The sequence below is a fragment of the Rhodococcus sp. Eu-32 genome, from assembly GCF_003336925.1.
GTDB lineage: Bacteria > Actinomycetota > Actinomycetes > Mycobacteriales > Mycobacteriaceae > Rhodococcoides > Rhodococcoides kyotonensis_B.
In genome coordinates, this window is record NZ_QGNK01000014.1 from 35,154 (window position 1) to 60,397 (window position 25,244).

Below are 25,244 nucleotides of genomic sequence, written 5' to 3' on the forward strand. Positions count from 1 at the left end.
ATTACCCTGGCTGACCGTGAGCCTGCCGAGTCCTGCACCCGAAGCCCGCGCCGTCGTCACCGGCGCCTCCTCCGGAATCGGAGAGGCGTTGGCGACCGAACTGGCCGCCCGAGGCCATTCCCTGATCATCGCTGCCCGACGCGGCGACCTCCTCGAGAAACTGGCCGCCACGTTGCGCGCGGACCACGGCGTAACCGTCGACGTGCGCGTCGTGGACCTGTCGGACCGTGATGCGCGCAAGCCGTTCACCGACGAGCTTGCCGAGCGCGAGATCAGCATCCTGTGCAACAACGCGGGCATCGCGACGTTCGGGCCGGTCGCGAACCTGGACCCGTCGTACGAGCGAGCGCAGGTGGAACTCAACGCGGTCACCGTCCACGATCTGACCCTCGCGGTTCTGCCCGGGATGGTTGCCCGACGCAGCGGCGGAATTTTGATCGTCGGCTCGGCGGCCGGCAACATGGCAATCCCGAACAACGCGACATACGCGGCGACGAAGGCGTTCGCCAACACGTTCTCGGAATCACTGCGCGACGAGCTGAAAGGCAGCGGCGTGAACGTCACGCTGCTCGCACCTGGTCCGGTCCGCACCGAGACTCCCGACCCCGCCGACGCGTCGATCGTCGACAAGTTGGTCCCCGGCTTCCTGTGGATCGACAGCGCCTACACCGCGAAGCTGTCGCTGGATTCGTTGGCCAAGAACAAGATGCGCGTCGTACCCGGCTTGATCAGCAAGGGCATGTCCGTGGCCGGTCAGTACAGCCCGCGCGCCATCTCGGCGCCGATCATCGGCAGTTTCTACAAGAAACTCGGCAGCTGACGCCCACTCGTGAGTGCGAATGTAGAGCGGGCTCTACATTCGCACTCACGAGTGCGTCAGCGCTTACGCCTACGCCCCGTCCCGAAGATGCTGCGCGAGATCTCCCGCCCCGCAGCCGAAGCCGCCGATCGCAGGAAGCTCTTGACCGCCGGGTTGCTCATGATCCGTTCGGCCGCGGACGGCCCCTCGGGCGCCGGGGGTGGCAGGTCGGGAAGGTCGGCGGGCAACGACGGGATGTCGAATGTCTCGTCGGGTGCAGGCACGTCGACGACACGGGCTGCGAGCTTTTCGTAGGCCGACTCACGATCGATCGTGGTGCGGTACTTACCGTTCAAGGCGCTCGCCGACGCGGCCTCGGTGATCGCGTCGTTCCCGATGGTGTCCATCAGCGAGCGCGGCGGCCGAATCCTGGTCCACGCCACGGGCGTCGGCGCTCCCTTCTCGGACAGGACCGTCACGATCGCTTCGCCGGTGCCCAGTGACGTCAGCGCTTCCTCGAGGTCGTAGGTATCGGTCTTCGGGTAGGTGCGCACCGTCTTGGTGAGCGCCTTCTGATCGTCGGGTGTGAACGCGCGCAGAGCATGCTGGACTCGCGCACCGAGCTGCGAGAGAACCTCGTTGGGGACGTCGGTGGGCAGCTGCGTGCAGAAGACGACGCCGACGCCCTTCGACCGGATCAGCTTGACGGTCTGCTCCACCTGTTCGAGGAACGCCTTCGACGCGTCGGCGAACAGAAGGTGCGCCTCGTCGAAGATGAAGACCACCTTGGGCTTGTCGATGTCGCCCACTTCGGGGAGCGTCTGGAACAGGTCGGCCAGCACCCACATCAGGAATGTCGAGAACATGACCGGGCGTGCTGCCTGCGAACCGAGTTCGAACAACGTGACGACGCCTCTGCCGTCGGCACCGACACGCAGAAGGTCCTCGGTGTCGAGCTCGGGTTCGCCGAAGAACGTGTCGCCACCGTCCGCCTCGAGATTGACGAGCGCGCGAAGGATGACGCCCGCCGTGGCCGCCGACACCCCCCCCGATACCCTTCAGGTCGGCTTTGCCCTCGTCGGACGTCAGGTGGGCGATGACGGCTCGAAGGTCCTTCAGGTCCAGCAGCGCCAGTCCTTGCTTGTCCGCCCAGTGGAAGATCAGGCCGAGGGTGGACTCTTGAGTCTTGTTGAGCTGCAACACTTTGCTAAGCAGAATCGGGCCGAACGCGGTGATGGTCGCGCGGACGGGAATGCCGATTCCGTCGGTCCCCAGCGACAGGAATTCGGTCGGGTACGCGGTCGGCTGCCATTCCGCTTCACCGCACTCGACGGCACGAGCCCGGATCTTCTCGTTGTCCGCGCCCATCGCCGACAGGCCCGACAGGTCTCCCTTGATGTCGGCCATGACGACGGGCACGCCCGCCGCGGACAGCTGCTCGGCGATGCCCTGCAGCGTCTTCGTCTTACCGGTTCCCGTCGCACCCGCGACGAGTCCGTGCCGGTTCAACGTCGCCAACGGGATGCGAATGCGCGCCGACGGGTCGACGACGCCGTCGACCATCACCGTTCCGAGTTCGAGTGCGGCGCCCGATGTCGCGTACCCGGCTGCGATCGTTGCGGCGACGTCGTTCTGCACAGCCGGATCGGTTGTGCTCCGAGCCTGCTTCTCCTCGGCTTCTGCCGCTGCTGCAGCCGCTTCCGCCGCCTCCGCAGCAGCAGCCGCCTCCTGTGCGATCCGGGCGGCCTCGACCGCCGCGGCCTTCGCTGCCTTCGCCCGTTCCGCCGGCGTCGACGTTTCGGTGCTGCTCGGCTGATTCGGATCGACCGACATGTCTCCACTCCCTCTGAAACGAACGCGCCCCGCTGATTACACACTGTCGATCATCACCGCACACCATAGGGACCGGCCGTGCGCACTAGTGTGTCTGTCGTGCAGGACAAACTTGTGTGGATCGATTGCGAAATGACCGGTTTGGATTTGTCGAAGGACAAACTCATCGAGATTGCGGCGCTCGTCACCGACAGCGAGCTCGAAATTCTCGGCGAGGGCGTCGACATCGTCATTCACGCCGACGACGAAGCGCTGGCGGGCATGCCCGACGTCGTGAAGAAGATGCATGCCAAATCCGGTCTCACCGAGGAGGTACGTGCCTCGACGGTCACCATCGAGGAGGCGCAGAAACAGGTCCTCGACTACATCCGCGAACACGTGCCCGTGGCGTCGACGGTTCCGCTCGCCGGCAACTCCATCGCGACGGACCGCGGATTCATCGCGCGTGATATGGCCGACCTGGACACCTACCTGCACTACCGCATGATCGACGTCAGCTCCATCAAGGAACTGTCGCGTCGCTGGTACCCGCGGATCTACTTCGGTCAGCCGACGAAGGGGCTCGCGCACCGCGCCCTCGCCGACATCAAGGAGTCGATCAAGGAGCTGAAGTACTACCGCCAGACGGTCTTCGTACCTCAGCCCGGCCCCTCCACCAGCGACATTGCAGCAATCGTCGAGGGTCTCGACACGCAGTCGTAGGGGCGATTAGGAACCTGGGAACCGAACCGCTAATATTGTCGTCGCTGCTGAAACAGAGCCTGAACGGGCGAAGAAGACGTAGCTATGGTGGGTGTAGTTCAGCTGGTAGAGCACCAGGTTGTGATCCTGGGTGTCGCGGGTTCGAGTCCCGTCACTCACCCCATCGAGAGCAAGAAAGCCGGTCTCCGCACGGAGGCCGGCTTTTTTGTGTCGCAAGCAGGCACCGATCACCACCCGCCACGCATTCGCACACACAGTCGAAAATCGTGAATTACCTTGTTGTAATTCAACTTTCGAGTTTCGCATGTGATTGATGTGACGTACGGTTACTGATGGCACTTTTGGGGAAGAAAAGTACCGATGTTGAAGCTGTGATCACGCGGCTCTGATTTGTCGTGCCCCCAAACGCGTCGCCAGCAGTTCGAAGCCCGCCGTACGCGTGCGGGCAGAGACGAGGAGGTACGTCACGTGGGTCGACGAATGCACACGGTGATCGCAGGTTCGGTGTTGTCGGCAGCGCTGTGCCTCGGCGGGGCGGGTCTGATCAACCCTGCCGTGGCCACAGCGCAGCCGACCATCGATCTGCCCGAGATCCCGATCCCGCAGCCCGACGCACAACAGCGCGCGGCAATTCTCACTGCGGTCCTGGATGCGACGGGCGTGCTCATCAACGAGGTTGCCGCCGTCATTCTCGACTCGGACTTCGGACCGACACCCGACACGACGGACGAGTCGGAGGATTCGACGCCGGAGGTGGAAGCCGCTCCCCCGTCCGTCGGCCTGGGTGGATCGATTCTGCCGCTCCCGGCGCGTAGCTACGACATCAGCTCCGGATACGGCGGACGAAACAATCCGACCGGCAACGGCGCTCAGTTCCACCAGGGCGTCGACTTCGCAGCACCGTCGGGAACCGCGATCTATGCCGTGACGGGAGGAACCGTCGAACAGGCGGGTGACGCGGGTGACGGGTACGGGAACCTCGTGCGGATCAAGAGCGGCAACACGGTCACCTATTACGGACACCAATCGGACATCGATGTCTCCGTCGGAGACACCGTGCAACCAGGCGACCGCATCGGGTCGGTCGGAAGCACCGGCAATTCCACCGGCCCGCATCTGCACTTCGAGGTGAGGAACAACGGGTCAAGCATCGAACCCGTCGCCTACCTGAAAACCCTCGGCATCGATCCCGCGCGGTACCAGAAGGACGACGGCGACTAGACCGCAGTCGCGTTGCCTGCCTTCCACTGATCCCACGGGATGTTCCAGTCGCCGAGACCGTCGACCCCGGACAGGGTGCCACCCACGGTGTTCTTGACGACGACGATGTCCCCGCGCTTGGTGTTGTCGTAGACCCACTTGGCGTTGGTCGGGCTGAGATTCAGGCAGCCGTGGCTGGCGTTCGAGTAGCCCTGCTGCCCGACCGACCACGGCGCAGAGTGGAAGAAGATGCCGCTGTAGGACATCCGCACCGCCCAGTCGACGGGTGTGCGGTAGCCGGCAGCCGAGTTGACCGGCACACCGTACGTCGACGAATCCATGACCAGGTGATCGAATCGATCGCCGATGATGTAGACCCCGTTGTCGGTCGGCGTGCTGTCCTTGCCCATCGACGTCGGCATCGTGATGACGTCCTGGCCGCCCACATTGAACGTGACCTGCTTGGTGTTGTCGTCGGCCGTGGCGACGACGGCGTCACCGATGGTGAACGACGCGGTGGCGTTCTCCTGCCCGTAGATTCCGTCACCGAGGTCGCGGCCGTAGACGTTGACCGCAACGTCGACGCGGGTGCCCGACGCCCAGTAGTTCTGCGGCCTCCAGCGAACCTCGCGGTCGTTGACCCAGTAGAACGCGCCCTCGACGGGTGGCGTCGTGGTCACTTGGATGGCGTTCTGCGCGGCGATCTTGTCGGTGATGGTCTCGTCGAACTGCACCGCGACGGGCTGGCCGATTCCGACGACCTCCCCGTCGGACGGCAGCAGGTACGGCTTGGTGAAGTTCCCCGGCTGACTCGTGGTGAAGCTGGTGACGGTGCTCGACGCTCCGCCGAGGCCGTACGCGTCGGCCTGGACACGATATTCGCGGTTGTAGCCGAGCGGTTCGGTGTTGGTCCACGACAGCCCGTCCGGCGCGATCGCCCCTGACACGACCTTGCCGTCGGGGTTGAGCATCGTCACGGATCCGAGCTTGCCGTCGGTCACCGACACGGTCACCGGGTCGGCGGGCGAGAATCCGACGGCACCGTCGGCAACGGTGGAGCTCACTTTCGGCTTCATGAGCTCGGCAATGGGGTTCGAATCGATCGGAGCTACCGCCTCGGTCGTCTCCGTCGTCGTTCCACAAGCGGACAGGACAGCTACCGCAGCGAGTGCCGCGACAGCGCCGAGTACCGTTCCGCGCCAGACCTTCATGAACCGCCCCACTTCCACACCAACCGATTACGCACGTACCGAATCGGACATTCCGGGAGGATATTGCCAGCTCGCAGCCTGCGTCTCCAACTGAAATGCCGTGAGTTCGAGTAACGTTCCAATACCAATCGGCATGTTCGGGGTTCGTGTTACGTCATCAACACCCGCAATCGGCGTGATGACGCGTCACACGTCAGCGAAAGCTCATGTTGTCGTCGACGAGCGAACCGAATCGCAGAACCGGCAGGTCGCGGAAGTAGTTCATCCGCAGGCGCCAGGGAGCCTCGGATCCCTGCTTCGGAAACGTGTCGACGGATCGAAGCACGTACCCGGCGGCGAAGTCGAGGAAAGGCTCCTCCCCGACCGACTGATCGCGCTTCAGCCGCACCTCTCGGTACCCGGACTCGTCCATGTGTCCGAGCAGCCTGGACACGTAATCGCAGACGAGGTCTGCCTTGAGTGTCCAGGACGCGTTGGTGTAGCCCACGACGAACGCGAAGTTGGGCACGTCGGTGAGCATCATGCCCTTGTAGGCCATCGTCTCGGTCAGATCGACGGTCTTGCCGTCGACCTCGAGGTCGACGTGACCGAATGCGACGAGGTTGAGGCCCGTTGCCGTCACGACGATGTCGGCGTCGAGGTGCTTCCCCGACCGGAGCCGGATGCCGTCCCCGGTGAACCTGTCGATGTGATCGGTGACGAGTTCGACTTCCCCCTTGCGAATGCACCGGAACAGGTCGTTGTCCGGCACGAGGCACAGCCGCTGATCCCACGGGTTGTACTTCGGCGTGAAGTGAGTGTCCAGGTCGTACCCCTCCGGCAGCCACTTCTCCTGCAACTTCCGGATCTGCTTCTTCATGAAGTTCGGGTACCGCTGGCACAGCACGTACATACCGATGGCGGTGACGGCGTTCTTCAGACGCGTGATGCCGTACGCAGCTTTCGACGGCAGGTACTTGCGCAGCGCGAGTGCGACCGGGTCCTTCGACGGCAACGACATGATGTAACTCGGCGATCGCTGCAGAAGAGTCACGTGTTCGGCGTCGCGCGCGAGGTTGGGCGCCAGGGTGATCGCCGTCGCCCCGCTTCCGATCACCACGACCTTCTTGCCCGAGTAGTCGAGGTCCTCGGGCCACAACTGCGGATGCACGACGGTTCCGCGGAAGTCGTCGACACCCTCGAACTCCGGCGTGAATCCCTTGGCGTAGTCGTAATATCCGCTGCAGCACATCAGGAACGACGCTTCGAACGTGACGGTCGCGCCGGTGTCCGATCTTTCCGCGACGACCGTCCACGTCGAGGTGGCGGTGGACCACGAGGCTTTCACGACGCGGTGATGGAATCTGATGTGCTTGTCGATGCCGCCGTCGCGCGCGGTGTCCTCGATGTATTCGCGGATGTCCTTGCCGTCGGCGATCGACTTGTCGCCGGTCCACGGACGGAAGTTGTATCCGAGCGTGTACATGTCCGAGTCGGACCGAATACCCGGGTACCGGAACAGGTCCCAGGTCCCGCCGATCGCGCCGCGGCTCTCGAGGATCGCGTAGCTCTTGCCGGGGAGCTTGCTCTGGAGATGATGCGCCGCACCGATTCCGGACAGACCTGCGCCGACGATCAGGACGTCGACGGTCTCGGCCGCATCGGACGATTCGGACTCGCGGGACTCGGAAGGGGAAATGGTTGTCATGGAAAGGCTTTCGTGTCGGCGGGGCAGGCTAGTGAGCTACGTTGCGCTTGCTCGTCGAGCGACCGAGCGCTTCGACTTCGGCGTCCATCTTCGGGAGCAGGCGTGGCACGTGCTTCAGGATGGCGCGATCACCGACGGCCGACTGCAGCACTCCGCGAAGGAAGCCTGCAGCACCTACCCACCGAGGCACGTAGACCTTGCGCTTGCGGCCCTCCAGGCCGTCGACGAACGCGTCGACGCACTGGTCGACGGTCATCGTGCGCCCGAACGGACCGGGCATGACGCCGAGCATCTCCCGGAACGCACCGAGGTCCGCTTTCGCGTCCTGAACGAGCGGGGTGTCGATCCACGCCATGTGTGCGGATCCGACGCCGACGCCCTGATAGGTGACTTCGAGCCGGAGCGCGTTGGCGAACTGCTCGACACCCGCCTTGCTGGCGTTGTACGCGGCGAGACCGGGGCACGCAGCGTACGCGGCGAGCGAGGACACGATCAGGATGTAGCCCTTGCGCTCGATCAGCGACGGCACGGTCGCACGAGCAGTGTTGAACACGCCGAGGAGATTGACGTCGAGCACTCGCTGGAACGTCGCCGGATCGACCTTCAGCACCGATCCGTAGCTCGCGATTCCGGCGTTCGCCAGAACGAGGTCGAGGCCACCGAACTTCTCGATGCCCGCCGTCGCGGCCGCCTGCATCGCTGCGAGATCTCGCACGTCGGCGACGATGCCCAGCGCGACGTCGCTTCCGAGCTCTGCTTCCAGATCGCGGAGCGGCTCTGCGTCGACATCGGTGAGCACCAGCTTGCTTCCGCGCGCAGCGAGGGCGCGTGCGGTCTCGGCGCCGATTCCGCGCGCGGCGCCGGTGATGAACACGACCTTGTTCGCGAGTACGGACACGAGAAGTCCACCTCCATGTTCCGGTCCCCCGTTTTGGGAACTGCTACGTGTCACTTTCCATCTGATACTGATCGGTGTCAAGATCGGAGGGTGAGCACTTCCGACACTCGAGCACTCCCTGGACGCCCCTACCGCGGCTCGTCGTCCGACCAACGTCGAGAAGACCGCCGAGAGAAGCTGCTCGACGCTGCCGTGGAACTCTTCGGAACCAGCGGATACCGATCCGCGTCGATCGACCGCATCTGCGCAGCCGCAGGCCTGACGAAGCGCTACTTCTACGAGTCGTTCGACAGCAGCGAGGATCTGCTGAAGGCCGTCTACCGTCGCGCGACCGCCACGATGCTCGGCAGCATCGCAGTGCCGTCGGACGGCCGCAGCGCGTCCGCCGAACAGGTGCTGCAGGCCGCCCTGGCGAACTTCTTCCGCAGCGTCGCCGACGACCCGAGATCGGCGCGTATCGTTCTGCTCGAAGTCCTTGGCGTGTCGTCCGAGGTCGACGCGCTCTACAGACAGACGACGGCGCTGTTCGTCGACGCAGTCCTCGCGCTCGCCGCGTCCGTGGGTACAGCGCACGGGCTCGCGGGGCCGAACCGTCGAACTCTCGCAGTCGGACTCGTCGGGGCCGTGCTGATGATGACGCAGCAGTGGGTCCTCGCTCCCGACACCGAGTCTCTCGACGACGTCATCGCGGGTGCTCACACCATCCTCGGTGCAGTGGCGTTCGGACGGCTCGACTAGCTCCAAGTCGTTTCCAAGTGGGCGGGTGCAGTCTTCCCTTATGAGCGCACCGACCCTCCCCCAGTTCGCCGCCCCGCAGACCGCAACCCGGCTACGATCCGCGCGAGTGCAGTTCTGCGACCGCGACGACGCCGAGATGTTCCTCGAATGGCTGCACGCGCGCGCCGCATCGTACGCACGCGCCGACGCGACTGCGGAGGTCACGTTCCCCGTGTTCGTCTGCACTGCGGCCGACGCCTACAGCGTGTCCTCGGCTCTGACGTGCGCCGTGTTCGGCGATTCCGATGTCGTCGATCTTGTCGACACGGTCGCCGTTCGGGTCGAGCAGGCCACGCTCCCCGCGGTTTTCGGACCGTACGCGACCGAGCGAGGATGGGAGGTCATGTACGCACTGTCACTGCGATGACGGCACCGCGGCGAACACGAGTTCGCGAACCTCGCCGCGGGTCAGCTGACGCCCGACCTCGATGTTTCGCCGGAGCGTGTCGTCGTCGACGGCCGACCGGATCTCCTGGTCGTAACGTCCGATGTCGATCGGATCCATCGCCGACGGAACGTAGCCGATCATCTCGACCTGACGATCCACGACGCCCAACAACCGTGTCGCCGAATCGATGTCACCCCGCCGGAACAGTGCGTACGCAAGCGTTGCAAGCCCCACCATCCACGACGACGTGTCCGATACGGAGTCGCACGCGTCGATCATCCGTTGGAGTTTGAGTTCGGCAGGTCCTCCCCAACGGCCCTGCGCAAGATCGACTTTGGCATGGATCCACAAGGCGGATGCTTCGCACCACTGATACCCGCAGTCGGCGGCCACGGCCGTCGAGTACTCGAGCAGCTCCTCGGCGCGGATCATGTCCCCACTGCGGAGAAAAGCCGTCCCAGCGGACATCAACGCTTCGGCTTTCGTGTACGGCGCGTCGAGAGCGTCGGCCACGACGAGCGCCTCGTCGGCATGCACGACTGCTTGTTCGGTCAACCCGGCACCTGCCTCGAAGAATGCCAGCGACACGAGCACGTCCGACCGCGCCACCTTGTCGGAATGAGTTTCCGGCTCCAATTCCCCCAGCCTGCCGAAGGATTCGAGCAAACCCGAGATGTCGCCCGCGAGGTACCGCGTGATGGTCAGTCCCGCCACCGCCCGGACCAGGACACCGATGCCGATGTCCTTGGCCTTCATCGCCGACTCCAGGTAGCGAAGCCCTTCCGCGACGTGACCGCGGCGGTACCAGAACCAGTACAGGCTTCCGACGATGCGGAGATAGGTCTCCGACGTGTTGTCCAGATGTTCGAGAGCCGAACGCACGTTGGGCATGTCGTGATCGAGGCGCGTCATCCATCGTGGGCACTCGGGTCCCCGCAGACCGAAATAGGCTTCTTCCGCCATCGCGACGACCCACTCGGAGTGCCGTTGGCGCAATTCGGCCGACCGGTCCGGATCACGATGCAGCGCAGCGAAACTCCGCAACGTCTCCAACATGCGGTACCGCCGGGGATCACCGCCCGAGGACTTGATCAGCGACTTGTCGATGAGTGCGCCGAGGTCGGCGATGATGCCGCGATGGCCGGTTACCGTACGCGCCGCGTCGAGATCGAAACCACCGTCGAAGATCGCCAGATCTTCGAACAACGCCTTTTCCGACGGCGCCAGACTCGCGTACGACCACTCGACCGCAGCGAGCATGGTCGAGTGCCGGAGATTGGTTCTCGGTCCACCGCGCAGTACCTCGAACCGGTCGTCGAGATTGTCGACGAGTTGACGCACCGACAGCGTACGACACTGTGCCGCAGCAAGTTCGATGGCCAGCGGCATTCCGTCCAATGCCCCGCACAGCTTGTCGAGTAGCTCCATGTCCTCGGTACTCGGATCCCAGCCGCCGGATTGCTGCGACGCACGATCGACGAACAGGCGAACGGCCGCGCCGCCGGCCCCGGAGGACAGCGACGGCGTGTCCTACACGTACTCGCCGTGCACGCCGAGCGCCTCGCGGCTCGTCGCGAGTACCGAGACTTCCGAACACGACGCGAGCACTGCTGCGACGAACTCAGCGACGGGCCCGAGGACCTGTTCGCAGTTGTCGAGCACGAGGAGGGTACGACGATCGCGCAAGATCGCCTCGAGCGACGACATACCGCCGGACACGCTCACCCCGAGCGCGGTGGCTATGGCGTCGACGAGCAATCCGCCCTCCCGGACGTCGGCGAGTTCCACGAACCAGGGGCCGTCGGAATCTCGACGCCGACGCGCCACCTCGAGTGCCAGCCGCGTCTTCCCCATCCCGCCGGGTCCGGTCAACGTGACGAGCCTGTTCGTGGCTCCTGCAGACTCGACGGCGAGCAGATCGTCGTGCCGGCCCACCAACGGTGTGGAAGGGATCGGAACAAGGCTGTGCCGAGCCGGCGGACGTGCGTCCGGTATCTCGGCGACGGTGACGTCGAGTGCCGAATCCTGCCGCAGGATGGCGTCGTGCAGCGCGATCGAACTCGGTCTCGGATCCGCGCCGAGTTGATCGGCCAGACTCTCGCGGGTTGCGCGCAGGGCCGCCAATGCGTCACCCTGCCTACCCGCTCGGTACAGCGCGAGCGCCAACAACTCCGAGGCACGTTCGCGAAGCGGATGGTTCCGGATGTGCGCCTCGAGCGCTGCGGCGGCCGACGCGTTCTCCCCCAGGGCTATCGCCGCATCCATGCGATCTTCGAACACCCCGAGACGACGCTCCTCGAGGTGCCGGATCTCCGCCTGGGCGAACGGCCGGTCTGCGCAATCCGCGTGCGCGGGACCACGCCAGAGGTCGAGTGCCTCGCCGAGAATGCGGTGGGCGTCGGCGAACCGCTGTTCGTTCAGTGCTTCTTTCCCGGCGTGCGCGCCCGCCAGAAACCGCGTCGAGTCGAGACCGTCGTCGGGAAGGACGAGGGCGTACCCGGGCCCGCGCCGGACCAGCACCGTCGGCTTGGCGGTGCCACGGTTCGGTTCGAACGCCTTGCGCAGCGTGGAGATGTAGCCCTGCAACGTCAGCGATGCCGTCCTCGGTGGCGAGTCGCCCCAGAGGTCGTCGATCAGGGTGTCGTCGGCGACCATGTGGCCACCTGCGATCGCCAACCGGGCAACGATCGCGCGAGGCACGGGCCCACCGAGTGCAATCGGCTCGCCGTTCAGGAATGCCTCGATCGGCCCCAGAACGCGCAGCTCGACGCGAGCGTTCGTGGTGGCCTGATCTGTCGACACCGATGGATCATAAAGTGCCACCGGTCTTTCGTCTCACCGTTGGCACGACCCGGGCCCGGACCCCGCCGTGCGGGGACCGGGCCCAGGACGTCCGCCACCTACTCGGTTGTGACCGATCGCCGCGTGGCGAGCAGTACCCCGAGGATCGTGTAACCCAGGACCAGTTGGACGGAGCTGACGACCAGTCCGGCGTCACGCACGATCATCACGAGCGGAATCGTGGCGACGAACCAGGATTGAGCCCACAGCGTCCACCACCGGACGACTCCGGTCCATCGCCCCGCGATCGCAACTCGTATGCCGATACCGACCATGCCCACCATCGACAGGGGCCAGCACAGGTCGAACGCCATCCACACCGCTGTGTCGTGAAGCAGCCAGAACGCGTCCAACGTCGACGAGACCAGTGCGCCTGCCATGAACACGAACTGTCCGACGTAGAAGCCGCGGGCGACGCGGCCGTCGCCCATCGCGTGCGTGCGTACCTGCAAGAGCAACAGCCGGACGACGCCGATCTGAAAGGCGATCGCAGTGGCACCTCCGACGAGCGATTGCCACCCGAATCCCTGGTGGTCGCCGATCGCGGGCATTCCGACGGCCCAGGCCGTCGTGCCGATTGCCAACAGAATTCCGGTGTTGCGCACGGACTGCGGTGTCACGCCACTTCTCGTGCGGTGTGAGTTCTCGAGAACGGCCATCGTCTCAGCTCCTCGTGTGAGTGGAAGGTTCTTCTGGCTCACACGATCGGCGGTTCTACTGGGAAGTCACTGGGGATCTGCTTGGACCGCCTGCTTCTCGTAGAGCTTCTGCTCGTAGGACGCGCCGTAATACTGCTCGAGCTCGGCCAACGACTCGGGCGAGTCCGGCATGACCGCCCTCGTGATCTCGGAGACGGTCGGCAGGATCGAGGGATTCCACGTCTCGGGCTCCCACAACTTCGATCGCATGAACGCCTTGGCACAGTGGAAGAAGACTTGTTCGACGTCGACGACGAGGCACAGGATCGGCCGGTGTCCCTTCACCACCATCTCGTCGAAGAAGGGCGCATTCTTGATCAATCGTGCACGGCCGTTGATGCGCAATGTGTCACCGCGACCCGGGATGAAGAAGTTGATCCCGACGAACGGATTGGCCAGCACGTTCCGGTAGCCGTCCATACGTTTGTTGCCCGGGCGTTCGGCGATCGCGATGGTCGTGGAGTCGATGACGTGGGCAAGCAGACCCGCAGGGTCACCCTTCGGCGAGACGTCGCAACGGCCGTCGGCGTCGGCAGTGCCGATGAGGCAGAACGGAGACTCCGCCAACCAGCGGACATCGATCGGGTGCAACGACGATCGATCCTTGTTGGCAGCTCGGTAGCTCGGGGTACCGAACATGTCGGTCAGCTCGTCCGCGTCTCGAATCTCGTCCCAGGTCACGCCGCGAGCGTAACGAACCCCGCACGTGCGCGTGCACTCGCGTGGATCCACCGACATCGCTCCGACATCGTGTCCCCCGAACGGAGCGAGGGCGGCCCTCAGTCACTCAGAGTGACCGAAAAGCCACACTCGGTCCGAAACCCACCTCCGGGACGACGATTCGAATCGCCGGCGGGAAACGAAGCCCCCGATCGGTTCTAAGCGGGGTGCCCCGCAGTGAAACTCGCGACCCGGTCGTAGGCCAGCTTCGGAGTGAAATCCCGCCGCAGCAACCCGAAGTTCTGCTCCGGGTCCGAGGCGTTGGTACCGGCATCGCGCGAGGCGTACACGAATGCGGGCCCCATCCAGGAGTTACCGAGCACCGCGTCCATGACGATCCCGATCGTGTCCGACTGCACCTGCTCGGTGACGGCATTCGACGCGGTACCGGTCGGCGCGCCGAACTCGGTCAGCCAGATCTGCTTGGCACTGTCCCCGCCCGCGACCATGATGTCGCGCATCGGCCACATCGCCTGTGCCGTACTCCAACTCGCAGTGCTCGGGTCGTTGGGCAGATAGGGATACGTGTACGGGTGGATGTTGAACGCGTCGAAGTACCGATTTCCGCCGACGTCGTACATCGCCTGCAGGAATGCTTTCGGGTTGATGTTGACGCCGTTGCTCTCCGCGGGTGCGAGTCCGCCCGACAGCACAGTGGCTTCCGGTTGCGCCGCTTTGATCGCCGTGTAGGCGGCGCGAAGCAGGATCGAGTACTGGGTGGGATCGGGCGCCGGCTTGAAGAAGCCGACGATGTTCGGCTCGTTCCACACCTCCCACAGATTCATGTAGTCGCGGTAGCGCTGAACGACAGTCGACGCGAACGCCGCGAACGCGTCCGGATTGGCCGGACGAGAATGCGAGTCGTTCGAAGCACCCGCCACACGCGCCCACTGCGGCGTATAGGCGATGATCCCCAGGGGACACAGGCCGTGCCCGACAATTGCCGAAAGAATCCGGTCGGTATTCGTCCAGTTGAACCGGCCTCGAACCGATTCTATTGCGGACCAGTCGATGTCGACGCGGACTCCGAATACACCCGCATTGCTCATCAGAGTGAGTTCACGGTCGAGGTCGGCGTCGGAGGCAGCTCCGATCGAGGCACCTGGGGAGACACCGATACGAGGTGCGCTCGACATACCGGAACACTTCCCGCCTGACATCGGTGCAGCCTGAGCCGCCGGGGGCGACACGAATGTCGAAAGAAGCAACAGGACAAGGGTGGCGAGCGTGAACAGCTTCGGCGTCACGCTCAGCTGTACACGCTGAATCACCGCAGAAGGTTAACGCACTATCACAGAAAAAAAGAATCTTCTCGATTTACAGAACGAATGGAAGCGAGATATTCACCGGTCTGCACTACCATCGGGAAAATGACTATCGGAGTTCCAGGGTTCGATGATCGACTCGAGGAGATTCTCGGACAGCAGGCCGAAAAGGCAGGCGAATCGGTGGACGCGTACGTGCGACGTGCGGTCGTCACGCGTTTGGTACAAGAACTCACCGACGAAGACCAGTCCGAACTCGGACAACTCCTGCGGCATCTGAAAGAGGTGCAGATCGAGGCCCCGGCGCCGACCGGGGCACCGGCCAGCGATCGTCCACTCGACGATCCGGAGCGACTCGCCGCCGTCGAACGCACCGGCCTCCTGGACTCTCCACGGGAAGACAGCTACGACCGACTCGTCGCGATGGTCGTCGACGCACTGCAGGTGCCCTCTGCGGCAGTGTCGCTCATCGACAATCGCCGCCAGTTCTACAAGAGCGCAGTGGGCCTGCCCATAGAACTCGACCAAGCACGCGAACTCCCGGTGGACCAATCGATCTGCCAGTACACAATCGATGGCGGTGACATTCTGACCGTCGAGGATGCACGTCTGCACGACGTGTTGAAGGATCATCCTGCCGTCCTGAACAAGCTTGCCGTGTCGTACATGGGCATCCCCCTGAAAGACGACCAGGGCCACGCGGTGGGGACTCTGTGCGTGTGGGACGACCAGCCACGGGAATGGACGGTCGGCCACCAACAGATTCTTCAGGACCTCGCGTGGATCGTTCGTGAGCGAATCTTCGGCTGAACGTTCGCAATCAAAACTACCGCCCTGTAAAACCGCATGGAAACCGGAAGTCTGCCGCTTTTTCGTGACGAGATCGATAGAGCAATGGCGTTTCCGAATTGCCCGGCTCGGATATTGTTCGAAGGTGCTCTCTACTCGAAATCGGTCCCAAACGGGAGTTTGACTCGTGTCCAATACACTCGAAAGACGGCCGGTTAGACCCGGACTCACGCACTCCGACAATCCGGCGCCACAGAAAGGCCTGGCCGATCGCCTTCGGGTGGATCCGCTGCACACCGTCGTCACCGTCGCCGTCGATGTACTGACCGCGACCCTTGCCGTCGTCGCCGGTCTGCTCTGGAGGAGCGGAAGCCTTACCGAGCTCGGCTGGCTGCCATGGCTTTTCATCCCGATCGTCGTGGCGATCCTCGGCGCGCAATCCCTGTATCGCAGAAGCCTGCGTCGGAACTTCCTCGACGAGATCGGTCCGGTCGAGACGTCCGTCGCGTTCGCGGTGCTCGCCGTGCTCACGATCATGCTGATTGCAGGCACCGACTATCGACCCAGCACGCTGATGCTGCGCGTCTGGCTGTCCGCTGCAATCCTGCTCGCCGTCGGCAGGCTCGCCCGCGTCGTGATCCAGCGGCGCCTCAGAAGCAAGTACCACTCCGCCGCACCGACACTGGTGGTCGGTTCGGGTCCGATCGGCCATCAGCTCGTGGCCCGCATGCGGCAGTTCCCCGAGTACGGTCTCCGGCCGGTCGGCGTCGTCGACGTCGACCAGGTGAAGCCTCTCGACCCCTCGGCGGCCGACTACATCGAGGTCCCCTACCTCGGTACACCGAGCGAGTTCGAGGCCATCGCGCGCCGCACGGGTGCCGAAGAGGTCATCATCTCGTTCTCGACGGTCCGCGACGAGGAACTCGTCGCGGTCGCCCGTAGCGCACACAAGCTGGGTATGCGGGTGTGGGTGGTACCCCGCCTGTTCGACACCGTCGGCAACAAGACCAGAGTCGAGCACATCGGTGGTCTTCCGTTGATGGTCATGCCGCACGTCGACCCGAAGGGCTGGCAGTTCCTCGTCAAGGGAGCGATGGACCGCACCCTGACCGGGCTCGGCCTGCTGCTCATATCTCCTCTCTTTCTTCTGCTGATGCTGCTCGTCCGGTTGAGTTCACCCGGCCCGATCTTCTTCGCCCAGGAACGCATCGGTCGTGACGGAGTTCCGTTCGACTGCTTGAAGTTCCGTTCGATGCGTCCACCGCGGCCGGAGGATGCCGAGTTCGTTCGCACCGAGGGCTCGGCGCCCGGCGGTGTCGAAGGCGTCGATCGCCGCACCAAGATCGGGAAGATCATGCGTCAGACGTCTCTCGACGAGCTCCCCCAGCTGCTCAACGTCCTCAAGGGCGACATGAGTCTGGTGGGACCGCGGCCCGAGCGGCCCGTGTACGTGGACCTGTTCGAGATGCAGATCCGACGCTACGGAGAGCGTCACCGCGTCAAGGCCGGCGTGACCGGGTGGGCGCAGGTCCACGGTCTGCGCGGCCAGACGTCCATCGCCGATCGCGCCGAGTGGGACAACTACTACATCGAGAACTGGTCGGTGTGGCTCGACATCAAGATCCTGTTCCTCACCGTGCTCGCGGTGTTGAAGCGGGCTGAGGACTGATTCCATGAGTCGCGAAGACTCATCGGGCGTCTCGTGATCACCGTCGTCGCTGCGACGGTCGGTGCCGTGATCGTCTTGATCGTCGGCTGGTTCGTCGCTCGATCGATCTGGTACCGGCCGCAGCGTGGCGTTCTCCTTCTTGCACTTGGGGTCCCGTTCAACGGGCTATTGGTGCTGCTTCCGGTCCCCGGGTTCGTCTCGGGGTGGAAAGAAGGCCTCGTCCTGTTCACGTTGATCTGCGCGTGGCTTCGTCGCGACAAGCGGCAGAGAGACAGCGGGCCGAGACAAGGCGGCGCCCCTCTTCTCATGCCGTGGTGGCCTGCGGTGGCCCTGTACATCGCGATGGGCGTCGTCTCCGCCCTAGCGGTGTTCGGTTTCGTGGGCATCTTCGCGATCAAGGTGACCTTCTTCTACATCCTGTTGATCGGCATCATGTGGCTCGCGCCGTTCGACGCCAAGGATCGCGACGACATCGTCAGCATCCTGATGGGGGTAGGCGCCTTCACGTCGGCCGTCGGCATCGCCCAGTTGATCGCGGGTCCGGCAGCGCTCGTCTCCCTCGGCTACGAGTACGGGACGCAGGTGCGCACGTCGGGTGGCCTGCTGCGCACGTTCAGCACGTTCAACCTGCCGTTCCCGTTCGGGTTGTACGTGATGCTCGCATTGTTGGTCGGCGGTGCCGTCGCCCTGGCCGATCCACGTCGGCGCCGAAACCTGTTGTTCCTGTGCGCGTCTCCGGTCATGGTCGTGGCGATGGCCAGTTCGATCGTGCGCGGCGCGATCCTCGGACTGATCGTCGGACTGATCTACCTGATCGCTATCCGGTTCCGATTCCTCGCTGCTCCCCTCGCCGTGGCGGCGGCCGCCGTGGCGGTGATCGTTCCGTTCGTACCGAAGATCACCGAGGTCTTCTTCTCGTCGAGAAGTCTCGGGCAGCGCAGTGATGGTTGGAACAACATCATCGCCAGCATCCAAGTTCATCCACTCGGAACCGCACTCGGTTCCAGCGGATCGGCAGCCGACCGAATATCCACTGCATCGGGCGCCTCGTTCCAGACCGAGGACGGGCTCTCCACCAACTATCAACCCGACAACTACTACGTGAAGGCCCTTCTCGAACTCGGACCGATCGGACTGTGGGTCGTGGTGGCACTCCTCGTCACTGCACTGCTGTGGTGCACCCGCTTGTCACGGTCCATGCCGGGCCGCGACGGCGCCCTCGCACTCGGCGTCGGTGCATCCATCGTCGCCGCGATGTTCGCTTCGTTGGTGTCCACGTATTTCGAGATCTTCCCGATCGACGTCTATTTCTGGTTACTGTTAGGAGTGGTGGGATGCGCAGCCGCGCAACACGATACGTCTACGGTGCGCTCGCGCTTCGGCCCGGCGGAAGCGGAGTTCAGACCTACATCCGCGAGTTACTGAACGAGCTCCCCGAGCAGCTTCCGGGAGCCGACCTGAACGCCGTCGTGCAGGAAGATGCCGTCGGCGAATTGCCCGCGGCCGTCACGCCGTCGACGCGCAGGGTTGCCGACGGCGCAGTCCGTGCCGTGCTCGGCGCACTCCCCGTCGGATCCGCCGATGTCGTCCACGGCTTGGATGTGGATCTGCCGCTCGTGACCCGAGCGTTCAAAGTTGCCACCGTGCACGACCTCTCGGTGATCGACATGCCGTCTGCATCGAGCCGGTTCCGAGCTCTGGGAGAGCAACGCCTCGTCCGGCACACGCTCCGACGCGCAGATCTCCTTCTCGCCGTCTCTCAGTTCACCGCCGACCGAATCAAGTCGGTGAGCGGACGCGACGCAGTGGTGACGGAGCTGGCACCCGCCGCATGGGCGCGGCCCCCGAAAGAAGAGGAGGTCGAGGCGGTCCGCGCGAAATACTCGCTGCCGGACAAGTTCGTCATGCAGGTCGGTACCGTCGAACCTCGCAAGAACGTCCAACTCGTCGCGGACGCGGCCGAGAAAGTCGGCATCCCTTGTCTTCTCGCGGGAGCCGGATCGACGGGTCCCGACAAGCCGACGTCGGCCGTCGGCCTCGGTTACGTCGACCTCGAAGACCTTCCTGCGCTCTACGCGGCCGCAACGGTGACCGCGTACGCGTCGCGTTACGAGGGCTACGGCCTGCCACCCGTCGAAGCAATGGCATGTGGCGGTGCCGTCGTCGCCAGCGCGGTCGGTGCACTCCCCGACGTCGTCGGCGACGGCGCGACCCTGCTGAAGTCCGAACGCGTCTCCGACTGGGCGGACGCCATTCGCCCACTCGTCTTCGACGACGCCGCACGAGACGCGTTGACCACGGCGGCTGTGGCGGCGGCCTCTCGAATGAGCTGGCGACAAACGGCCGAGAAGACCGCGCAGGCGTACCGAGGCGCCGGAGTGTGAACGGATGACCGAAACGACTGTCCCGGACGGGATGGAGACACCACCCGACTACCGGGCTATCGCGGCGGATCCGAAAGCCGCAGCCCGGGCGACCGCAGCCGTTCTGATGAGCCGCGTCGTCGTCGCGGCTCTCGGCTGGATCGGCAGCGTGGTCATCGCCCGTACCCTCAGTCCCGACGAGTGGGGTCAGTTCAGTTTCGTCTTCGCACTTCTCGGCCTGATGTCGGTCGTGACCGATCTGGGAGTCGGCCGAGTCGTGTTGGCCCGACTCATCGACGACGACGCCGAGGAGATCGCACGGACCGCATCGTCTTTCCTGGCACTGCGTTTCGTGCTGGGACTGGTCGGCTATGTGCTGGCGATCGGCTACACCGTGGTGTTGGGGTATCCGTCCGAGGTCGTGCTCGCTACCGCTGTCGGTGGACTCGTGGTCGTCTTCGCGACACCGAGTCATGCACTCTCCGTACTCTTCCAGGCTCGGCACCGACTGCTCCTCGTGGCGGTCGCCGAAAGCGTCGGTCAGGTACTGCAACTCGCACTGACCGTTCTCGCCGCAGTGTTCGCGCCGACACTGCTGTGGTTCGTACTTCCCGCCGTCGCCAACGAGATATTCAAACTCGTGACCAAGGGCTTCGGAATCCGCCGCCGATCGGTCGGATTGCGGCCGTCGCGGCACATCGAGATACGCCGTTGGAGTGCGTATCTCAGGGAAGCAATTCCGCTGGCCATCGGTTTCGCGCTGACCATCGCGATGCTGAAAATCGACATGTTGATGCTTAGTCTGCTCGATGATTTCGACGCGGTCGGCCTCTACTCGATCGGCTACAAGTTCTCCGACATGATCGACACGTTCACGCTCGCGGCGGTCGCCCCGGTGAGCACGTTGCTGATCGCGTCCTGGCCGGACGATCTGACGACGTTCCGCGAGCGATCACGTTCGGCGGCAACGTTGTTCATCGTCTTCGGCGCCATGGCCGTCGCCGCGTTCTGGCCCTCGGCCGAACCGCTCATCCGATTGCTCTACGGTGAGCGATTCGTCGACGGTGCGCAGGCGGCGCGACTGCTCGTGTTGGGCGCGGCCCTCATGTCTCTCGTGATGCTCGGGATCTTCGTACTCGCGTCGGCGGGCATGCAACGCCACTACCCCCTGGTCGCGCTACTCGGACTGGCGATCAACGTCGGGCTCAATCTGGTTCTGATTCCACGTATGTCGTTCGACGGCGCCGCGATCTCCACGGTCGTCACGATCGGGGTGACGCTGGTGCTGCTGTGGATCGTCATCGAACGCAGTATGCCGGTGTCGGGGGTACTACCGGTCCGATCGGTCGCGGCGGTGATCGTCGTGTGCGCGGCGGTATCCGCGGTCGGGTACTTTGCGGTTCAGGCGTTTTCGGCGATCTGGCTTCCCATCTCGATCGTCGCCGCCGCGCTGGTCGGAATCGTCGTCTTCGCCCTGGTCGCCATCGGTGCCATCGATTCGCCGCTTCCGTCCGCGAACAAGGGCCGCCATGCGCGTCGTTGAGTCGCCACAGAGAAGGAGGTTCACATGACCGCGTCACCGACCGAATCGGACACGCCGTCGGCTATGGAGCCGAAAGCAAGATTCGTGCACGTTCCCACCGGTCACGCTGCACCGCTTGATCTTTCACATCGCGTTATGATCGAGATTGACGACACTACCGGGCGGGTAACACTCGGCCACGTTGACAGATGCGACCTTAGGAGCCCCTCTTGGTGCCCGTAGACGATGCCGTGCATCGCGGTGACGTTCCTCCGCCCATCGATCTGGCGGGGCACATGCGAGAACTCGGGCGCGCTCTCCTGCCTGCGTTCGTCATCGCAGTTCTCGTTGGGGCCGGTGTGTTCTACGTCCGCAGTGAGCTGACGGAGAAGCAGTACTCAGCCTCGATCGTCACGGAAATCAAGCCCGCGCAGACACTCATCCCGGGCGACGCGTTCATCGAACAGATGCGTGCACCGTTCGAACAGCTGGCCACGGACACGGACGTGCTGAATCGTGTTCTGTCCGAGGTGGACACGGACATGGACGCCGGGCAACTCAGCGCAAGTCTCGAACTCGTCCCCGGCACGTCTCCCGCGCTGTTGACGTACACGGTCACGACGGACTCGCCCGAGACAGCCCTCGCCCTCGCGCAGTCCATGGTCACCAACGTGGCGCAGGCAGCCAACGCCAACTACGCGCGCGACACCCAAGGCCAGGTCGAGCAGGCCCAGGCATCGATCGCGGCGGCGGAGGCTCGGGTCAACTCTCTCGCCGCCGAGGACCCGAACCGCAGCGCCGCCGAGACACAGCTGTCGCAACTGCAACAACAGCTCTCGCAGCTGCAGGGTGGCGGCGGAGACCAGTTGGTCGTGCTGTCGAGCCCGGAGCAGAACACCGCACCTGTGTCTCCCAAACCGATGTCCGAGGCTCTGGTGGCAGCGTTGGCCACGTTGGTGGTGGCGGCGGAGCTGATCGTTCTGCTGCGTGGCCGGTTCGGCTCGTCACCCAACCGTTCGTGGGCCAGGCGGGTCGCGAAGAAGAACGGTGCTGCGTTCGACGCGACGTCGTCCGGCGATCTGCCTCCGATTCTGGCGTCGCGCATCGACAGTCTTCACCGCGGAAGTTCCGTGTCCGGGAGCAATGCGCGGCATGCAGCGAGCAAGCGGGATGCAGTGGTCGTGGTCCTCGTCGGAGACGAAGCCGTGTATCGACCGACCCGCGGATACGCCGCCGATGCGGCGGCCGGCCGTCCCGTGGTCGTGACGATGGGACTCACCGACGAGTGGTGGCGCGCAGTCGATGTCGCGGACATCGATACCGTCGCGGTTCTGGTCTCCAAGGCCGGCAAGGACAAGAAGGCCGCAGCGCGTGCGCTGAAGCAGATTCACGAATTCGGAATTTCGTCGTTCCTGGTTCTGCAACCGAAGAACAAGAACAAGGACCATCAGGCCGACCAGGCGACACCGCAACAGAACACGGAGGTGGACACCCGTGCCAACTGACAAGATCGCCCTCGTACACGAGCGATTCACCGAAATCGCCGGGTCGGAACACGTCATGGAGCAGCTGGCGCTCCACTGGCCGAACGCGGACGTCTTCGCCCCCATCGCCCGTGCCGAAGGCATTCCTCCCGGCCTGTCCTCACCGCCGCACACCACCTTTCTCAACAACATCTACAACGCCATCGGCCAGCGTTCCTACGCCCCGGTGCTGCCGTTGATGCCGGTCGCCTTCCGGCGGTTGAAGCTCGACGACTATTCCGCCGTCGTCGTCAGCCATCACGCGTTCGCCACACAGACCGTGTTCGCGACGGAGGCCCCGGTCGTCGCCTACGTTCACAGCCCAGCGCGGTGGGCGTGGGATCCGGAACTGCGTGCCGGTGAAGGCGGCGGCAAACTCGGTGCGGGAATCCTGACCGCGCTGTCTGCTGTGGCGCGCAAGTGCGAGACGTCGGCGGCCCCCAAGCTGACCACTGTCGTCGCCAACTCGACGGCGGTGGCCGAGCGCATCTCGAATTGGTGGGGCAGGGACGACGCCGTCGTCGTGCACCCGCCCGTCGACATCGAGGGGTTCACACCCGACACGTCGGTCGAGCGCGAGGACTTCTTCCTGCTCGCCGGGCGTCTGGTTCCGTACAAGCGACCCGACATCGCGGTGCGCGCAGCTGCCGAAGCGAACGTTCCGCTGGTCGTCGCCGGTGATGGTAGAGCGATGGAGCAGTGTCGGGAGCTCGCGGGTCCGAAGACCACGTTCCTCGGCCGGGTGTCTCACGAGAAGCTTCTGGAACTGCACCGCAAGACGCGCGCTCTTCTGATGCCCGGTATCGAGGATTTCGGCATCGTTCCCGTGGAGTCGATGGCCACCGGCACCCCGGTCATCGCTCTCGGCGAGGGTGGGGCCGTCGACACGGTGTTGCCCGGCAAGACCGGCCTTCATGTCGCATTCGGTTCGGACGACGAGATCGTGGCCGGCTTCGCGGAAGCGATGAGGTCGTTCTCCCCGAGCGAGTTCGACCGTAACGAGATTCGCACATGGGCAGAAGGCTTCTCGCGCGCCAACTTCCGCGACCGGATGCAGGAGGTCGTCGATGCCGCGATCTGACGCTCCCGGTGCAGCCCGCCCTCGCTACCGATCGACCGCGATGGACCGAGTCTTCGCGGACGCACGCATCATCGCACTGACGGGTCCGACCAAGGGACTGGACGCGGCCACGGCACGTGCGGTGATGAACGCAGCCGAGCAATCCTCCGCGACACCCCGGTTGGCGCTCGAACCGCAGCACGACAGTCGCGACTGGGAGTATCGCACCGGCGAGAACAACAGCGCCGTACTGACACTCCCCGACCTCGACACAACGGATCTCGGGCGCCTGCTCACCGCGATCAGGAACCGTCCGGGGCCGAAAAAGGCCCTGGAAGTGATCATCTGCGGTGACTATCTCGCCGTCGATCTGTCGCACGGCATCGGTGACGGGCAGATGGGCCTGATGCTCATGGCGGCGTTCTCGGGCGACGTCGACGACGCACGTGCCCGCGGCCTGGCCACCGGACTGCCCGATGGCTCGACGTGGACCGCGTTGCGTAAGCACTATTCCGCGAAACCTGCTGCACTGCGGGATTTCTGGCGCCTCCGGAAACAGCACAAGAACACGGGCGCGTCCGAGAAGGTGCCGACGAGAAGGATCGAGAACTGGGAGTCGGCAAAGGTCAGCCGCTCGGCATACATGGAGCCTGCGCGTGTGAGCGAACTCCGCCGATGGGCGTCCGAGAATGCGGCAGGCGCAACCGCGGCATCGATTTCGGTGGCGCTCTGGCGCGCCGCACTGCTGGCACAGAACGTGCCGCTGTCCGAGCAGGTCATGATTCTGTTCAATTCTCGCCGCTATCTGGGTCCGGAACATCTTGCGTCGCACGGTAATTTCGCGGTCGGCATCCCGCTGCACCTTCCCGTCGACCTCTCACCCGTGGACATCGCGTCCACGATGAAGCAGGTCATCGATTCCGGGTGGCCCGTCGCCATTCTCGGTATGTCCGAGATCAAGGACAAACTGCTGTCCTGGCGTTCGCGTCCGTCGACGCCCGAACCGGGCGGCGTCGTCGACGTTCCCGATCGGCTTCGCCTGGCAGTCAGCGACCTCGGCAAACTGCGCATGTTCGACCATCTGGCATGGGCGAACGACGGGCGACCGCCGCAGATCGCCGCGTCCTTGGAACCGGACGGACCCGACGGCGTCACCATGTTGATCGCCGAGGTTGCCGGCGGACGCACGTACACGGCGTCGTTCTGCGACAAGATGATCGACTCGGCGGTCGTCGAGTCCGCACTCGAGCAACTGTGCAGCGACCCGCTGTCCCTGCTGCGAGATGTTCGGGCTTAGCG

General features: G+C 64.5%; 21 protein-coding genes, 1 tRNA gene and 1 pseudogene. 14 read left to right on the forward strand and 9 right to left on the reverse strand.

What is annotated here, in order from left to right; translation table 11 throughout:
* Nucleotides 1-16 precede the first annotated feature (16 nt).
* Nucleotides 17-820, forward strand: a complete 804-nt coding sequence (cmrA, locus tag DK926_RS17255) for a mycolate reductase (protein ID WP_114331427.1) — start codon at nucleotides 17-19, stop codon at nucleotides 818-820.
* A gap of 56 nt (nucleotides 821-876) precedes the next feature.
* On the opposite strand, the pseudogene DK926_RS17260 reads toward cmrA, so the two are convergent.
* Nucleotides 877-2,632, reverse strand: a pseudogene (locus tag DK926_RS17260) (helicase HerA-like domain-containing protein).
* Nucleotides 2,633-2,731: 99 nt separating this feature from the next.
* On the opposite strand from DK926_RS17260, the gene orn reads away from it, so the two are divergent.
* The 3 genes from orn to DK926_RS17275 all read left to right on the forward strand — a co-directional run bounded on the left by orn (nucleotide 2,732) and on the right by DK926_RS17275 (nucleotide 4,555).
* Entirely contained in the window at nucleotides 2,732-3,334 is a 603-nt protein-coding gene (orn, locus tag DK926_RS17265; protein ID WP_084423536.1) for an oligoribonuclease, read from the forward strand.
* An 87-nt stretch (nucleotides 3,335-3,421) separates the two neighbouring features.
* Nucleotides 3,422-3,497, forward strand: a tRNA-His gene (locus tag DK926_RS17270).
* A gap of 305 nt (nucleotides 3,498-3,802) precedes the next feature.
* Nucleotides 3,803-4,555 (forward strand): M23 family metallopeptidase, encoded by a 753-nt coding sequence (locus DK926_RS17275; RefSeq protein WP_114331428.1) that lies wholly within the window; start codon nucleotides 3,803-3,805, stop codon nucleotides 4,553-4,555.
* Here DK926_RS17275 and DK926_RS17280 read toward each other — a convergent pair.
* From DK926_RS17280 to DK926_RS17290, 3 genes are all read right to left on the reverse strand, one after another.
* Nucleotides 4,552-5,745 (reverse strand): Ig-like domain-containing protein, encoded by a 1,194-nt coding sequence (locus DK926_RS17280; protein WP_114331429.1) that lies wholly within the window; start codon nucleotides 5,743-5,745, stop codon nucleotides 4,552-4,554. The genes DK926_RS17275 and DK926_RS17280 overlap by 4 nt on opposite strands.
* 193 nt (nucleotides 5,746-5,938) lie before the next feature.
* Nucleotides 5,939-7,432, reverse strand: a complete 1,494-nt coding sequence (locus DK926_RS17285) for an NAD(P)/FAD-dependent oxidoreductase (RefSeq protein ID WP_114331430.1) — start codon at nucleotides 7,430-7,432, stop codon at nucleotides 5,939-5,941.
* 28 nt (nucleotides 7,433-7,460) lie between these two features.
* Nucleotides 7,461-8,330, reverse strand: a complete 870-nt coding sequence (locus DK926_RS17290; protein WP_068421206.1) for an SDR family oxidoreductase — start codon at nucleotides 8,328-8,330, stop codon at nucleotides 7,461-7,463.
* 90 nt (nucleotides 8,331-8,420) lie between these two features.
* Between DK926_RS17290 and DK926_RS17295 the strand changes: the two genes are divergently transcribed.
* Both DK926_RS17295 and DK926_RS17300 read left to right on the forward strand, forming a co-directional pair.
* Nucleotides 8,421-9,068, forward strand: coding sequence for a TetR/AcrR family transcriptional regulator (locus DK926_RS17295; RefSeq protein ID WP_068421204.1), 648 nt, complete (start codon nucleotides 8,421-8,423; stop codon nucleotides 9,066-9,068).
* Between the two features lie 40 nt (nucleotides 9,069-9,108).
* On the forward strand, nucleotides 9,109-9,474 hold the full coding sequence (locus DK926_RS17300; RefSeq protein ID WP_125833409.1) for a hypothetical protein: 366 nt from the start codon (nucleotides 9,109-9,111) through the stop codon (nucleotides 9,472-9,474).
* Here the strand turns inward: DK926_RS17300 and DK926_RS17305 are convergent.
* The 5 genes from DK926_RS17305 to DK926_RS17325 all read right to left on the reverse strand — a co-directional run bounded on the left by DK926_RS17305 (nucleotide 9,463) and on the right by DK926_RS17325 (nucleotide 15,025).
* A complete protein-coding gene (locus DK926_RS17305; protein WP_114331432.1) occupies nucleotides 9,463-10,923 on the reverse strand; it encodes a hypothetical protein in 1,461 nt (486 codons plus the stop codon). The two genes, DK926_RS17300 and DK926_RS17305, sit on opposite strands and share 12 nt — an antisense overlap.
* Nucleotides 10,924-11,025: 102 nt before the next feature.
* On the reverse strand, nucleotides 11,026-12,297 hold the full coding sequence (locus DK926_RS17310) for a BTAD domain-containing putative transcriptional regulator (RefSeq protein ID WP_114331433.1): 1,272 nt from the start codon (nucleotides 12,295-12,297) through the stop codon (nucleotides 11,026-11,028).
* Nucleotides 12,298-12,395: 98 nt separating this feature from the next.
* Nucleotides 12,396-12,995 (reverse strand): hypothetical protein, encoded by a 600-nt coding sequence (locus DK926_RS17315; protein WP_114331434.1) that lies wholly within the window; start codon nucleotides 12,993-12,995, stop codon nucleotides 12,396-12,398.
* Between the two features lie 66 nt (nucleotides 12,996-13,061).
* Nucleotides 13,062-13,715: an MSMEG_1061 family FMN-dependent PPOX-type flavoprotein gene (locus DK926_RS17320; protein WP_114331435.1), complete on the reverse strand. Its 654-nt coding sequence runs from the start codon at nucleotides 13,713-13,715 to the stop codon at nucleotides 13,062-13,064.
* A 197-nt stretch (nucleotides 13,716-13,912) separates the two neighbouring features.
* On the reverse strand, nucleotides 13,913-15,025 hold the full coding sequence (locus DK926_RS17325; protein ID WP_114331436.1) for a beta-xylosidase: 1,113 nt from the start codon (nucleotides 15,023-15,025) through the stop codon (nucleotides 13,913-13,915).
* A gap of 99 nt (nucleotides 15,026-15,124) precedes the next feature.
* Here DK926_RS17325 and DK926_RS17330 point away from each other — a divergent pair, with 99 nt between their 5' ends.
* The 8 genes from DK926_RS17330 (at nucleotide 15,125) to DK926_RS17365 (ending at nucleotide 25,242) form a co-directional block, all read left to right on the forward strand.
* Nucleotides 15,125-15,829, forward strand: a complete 705-nt coding sequence (locus DK926_RS17330) for a GAF domain-containing protein (RefSeq protein WP_114331437.1) — start codon at nucleotides 15,125-15,127, stop codon at nucleotides 15,827-15,829.
* Between the two features lie 166 nt (nucleotides 15,830-15,995).
* On the forward strand, nucleotides 15,996-17,477 hold the full coding sequence (locus DK926_RS17335) for a sugar transferase (RefSeq protein ID WP_165839596.1): 1,482 nt from the start codon (nucleotides 15,996-15,998) through the stop codon (nucleotides 17,475-17,477).
* A 33-nt stretch (nucleotides 17,478-17,510) separates the two neighbouring features.
* Complete coding sequence (locus DK926_RS17340; RefSeq protein ID WP_114331438.1) at nucleotides 17,511-18,902, forward strand: O-antigen ligase family protein; 1,392 nt, start codon at nucleotides 17,511-17,513, stop codon at nucleotides 18,900-18,902.
* On the forward strand, nucleotides 18,812-19,861 hold the full coding sequence (locus tag DK926_RS17345) for a glycosyltransferase family 1 protein (RefSeq protein WP_114331439.1): 1,050 nt from the start codon (nucleotides 18,812-18,814) through the stop codon (nucleotides 19,859-19,861). The genes DK926_RS17340 and DK926_RS17345 overlap by 91 nt, the downstream gene beginning before the upstream one ends.
* 4 nt (nucleotides 19,862-19,865) lie before the next feature.
* Entirely contained in the window at nucleotides 19,866-21,383 is a 1,518-nt protein-coding gene (locus DK926_RS17350; protein WP_114331440.1) for a flippase, read from the forward strand.
* Nucleotides 21,384-21,595: 212 nt separating this feature from the next.
* Nucleotides 21,596-22,867, forward strand: coding sequence for a hypothetical protein (locus DK926_RS17355; RefSeq protein WP_125833410.1), 1,272 nt, complete (start codon nucleotides 21,596-21,598; stop codon nucleotides 22,865-22,867).
* Nucleotides 22,857-23,966 (forward strand): glycosyltransferase, encoded by a 1,110-nt coding sequence (locus DK926_RS17360; RefSeq protein ID WP_114331442.1) that lies wholly within the window; start codon nucleotides 22,857-22,859, stop codon nucleotides 23,964-23,966. Before DK926_RS17355 ends, DK926_RS17360 begins: the two co-directional genes overlap by 11 nt.
* Nucleotides 23,953-25,242 (forward strand): hypothetical protein, encoded by a 1,290-nt coding sequence (locus DK926_RS17365; RefSeq protein ID WP_243636868.1) that lies wholly within the window; start codon nucleotides 23,953-23,955, stop codon nucleotides 25,240-25,242. The genes DK926_RS17360 and DK926_RS17365 overlap by 14 nt, the downstream gene beginning before the upstream one ends.
* Nucleotides 25,243-25,244: the final 2 nt, after the last annotated feature.

Coding starts and splice junctions, on each gene's coding strand:
- DK926_RS17280 (WP_114331429.1), bottom strand. CDS start 5,745: ATGAAGGTCTGGCGCGGAACGGTACTCGGCGCTGTCGCGGCACTCGCT.
- DK926_RS17285 (WP_114331430.1), bottom strand. CDS start 7,432: ATGACAACCATTTCCCCTTCCGAGTCCCGCGAGTCCGAATCGTCCGAT.
- DK926_RS17300 (WP_125833409.1), top strand. CDS start 9,109: ATGAGCGCACCGACCCTCCCCCAGTTCGCCGCCCCGCAGACCGCAACC.
- DK926_RS17305 (WP_114331432.1), bottom strand. CDS start 10,923: ATGGAGCTACTCGACAAGCTGTGCGGGGCATTGGACGGAATGCCGCTG.
- DK926_RS17315 (WP_114331434.1), bottom strand. CDS start 12,995: ATGGCCGTTCTCGAGAACTCACACCGCACGAGAAGTGGCGTGACACCG.
- DK926_RS17330 (WP_114331437.1), top strand. CDS start 15,125: ATGACTATCGGAGTTCCAGGGTTCGATGATCGACTCGAGGAGATTCTC.
- DK926_RS17345 (WP_114331439.1), top strand. CDS start 18,812: ATGCGCAGCCGCGCAACACGATACGTCTACGGTGCGCTCGCGCTTCGG.
- DK926_RS17350 (WP_114331440.1), top strand. CDS start 19,866: ATGACCGAAACGACTGTCCCGGACGGGATGGAGACACCACCCGACTAC.
- DK926_RS17365 (WP_243636868.1), top strand. CDS start 23,953: ATGCCGCGATCTGACGCTCCCGGTGCAGCCCGCCCTCGCTACCGATCG.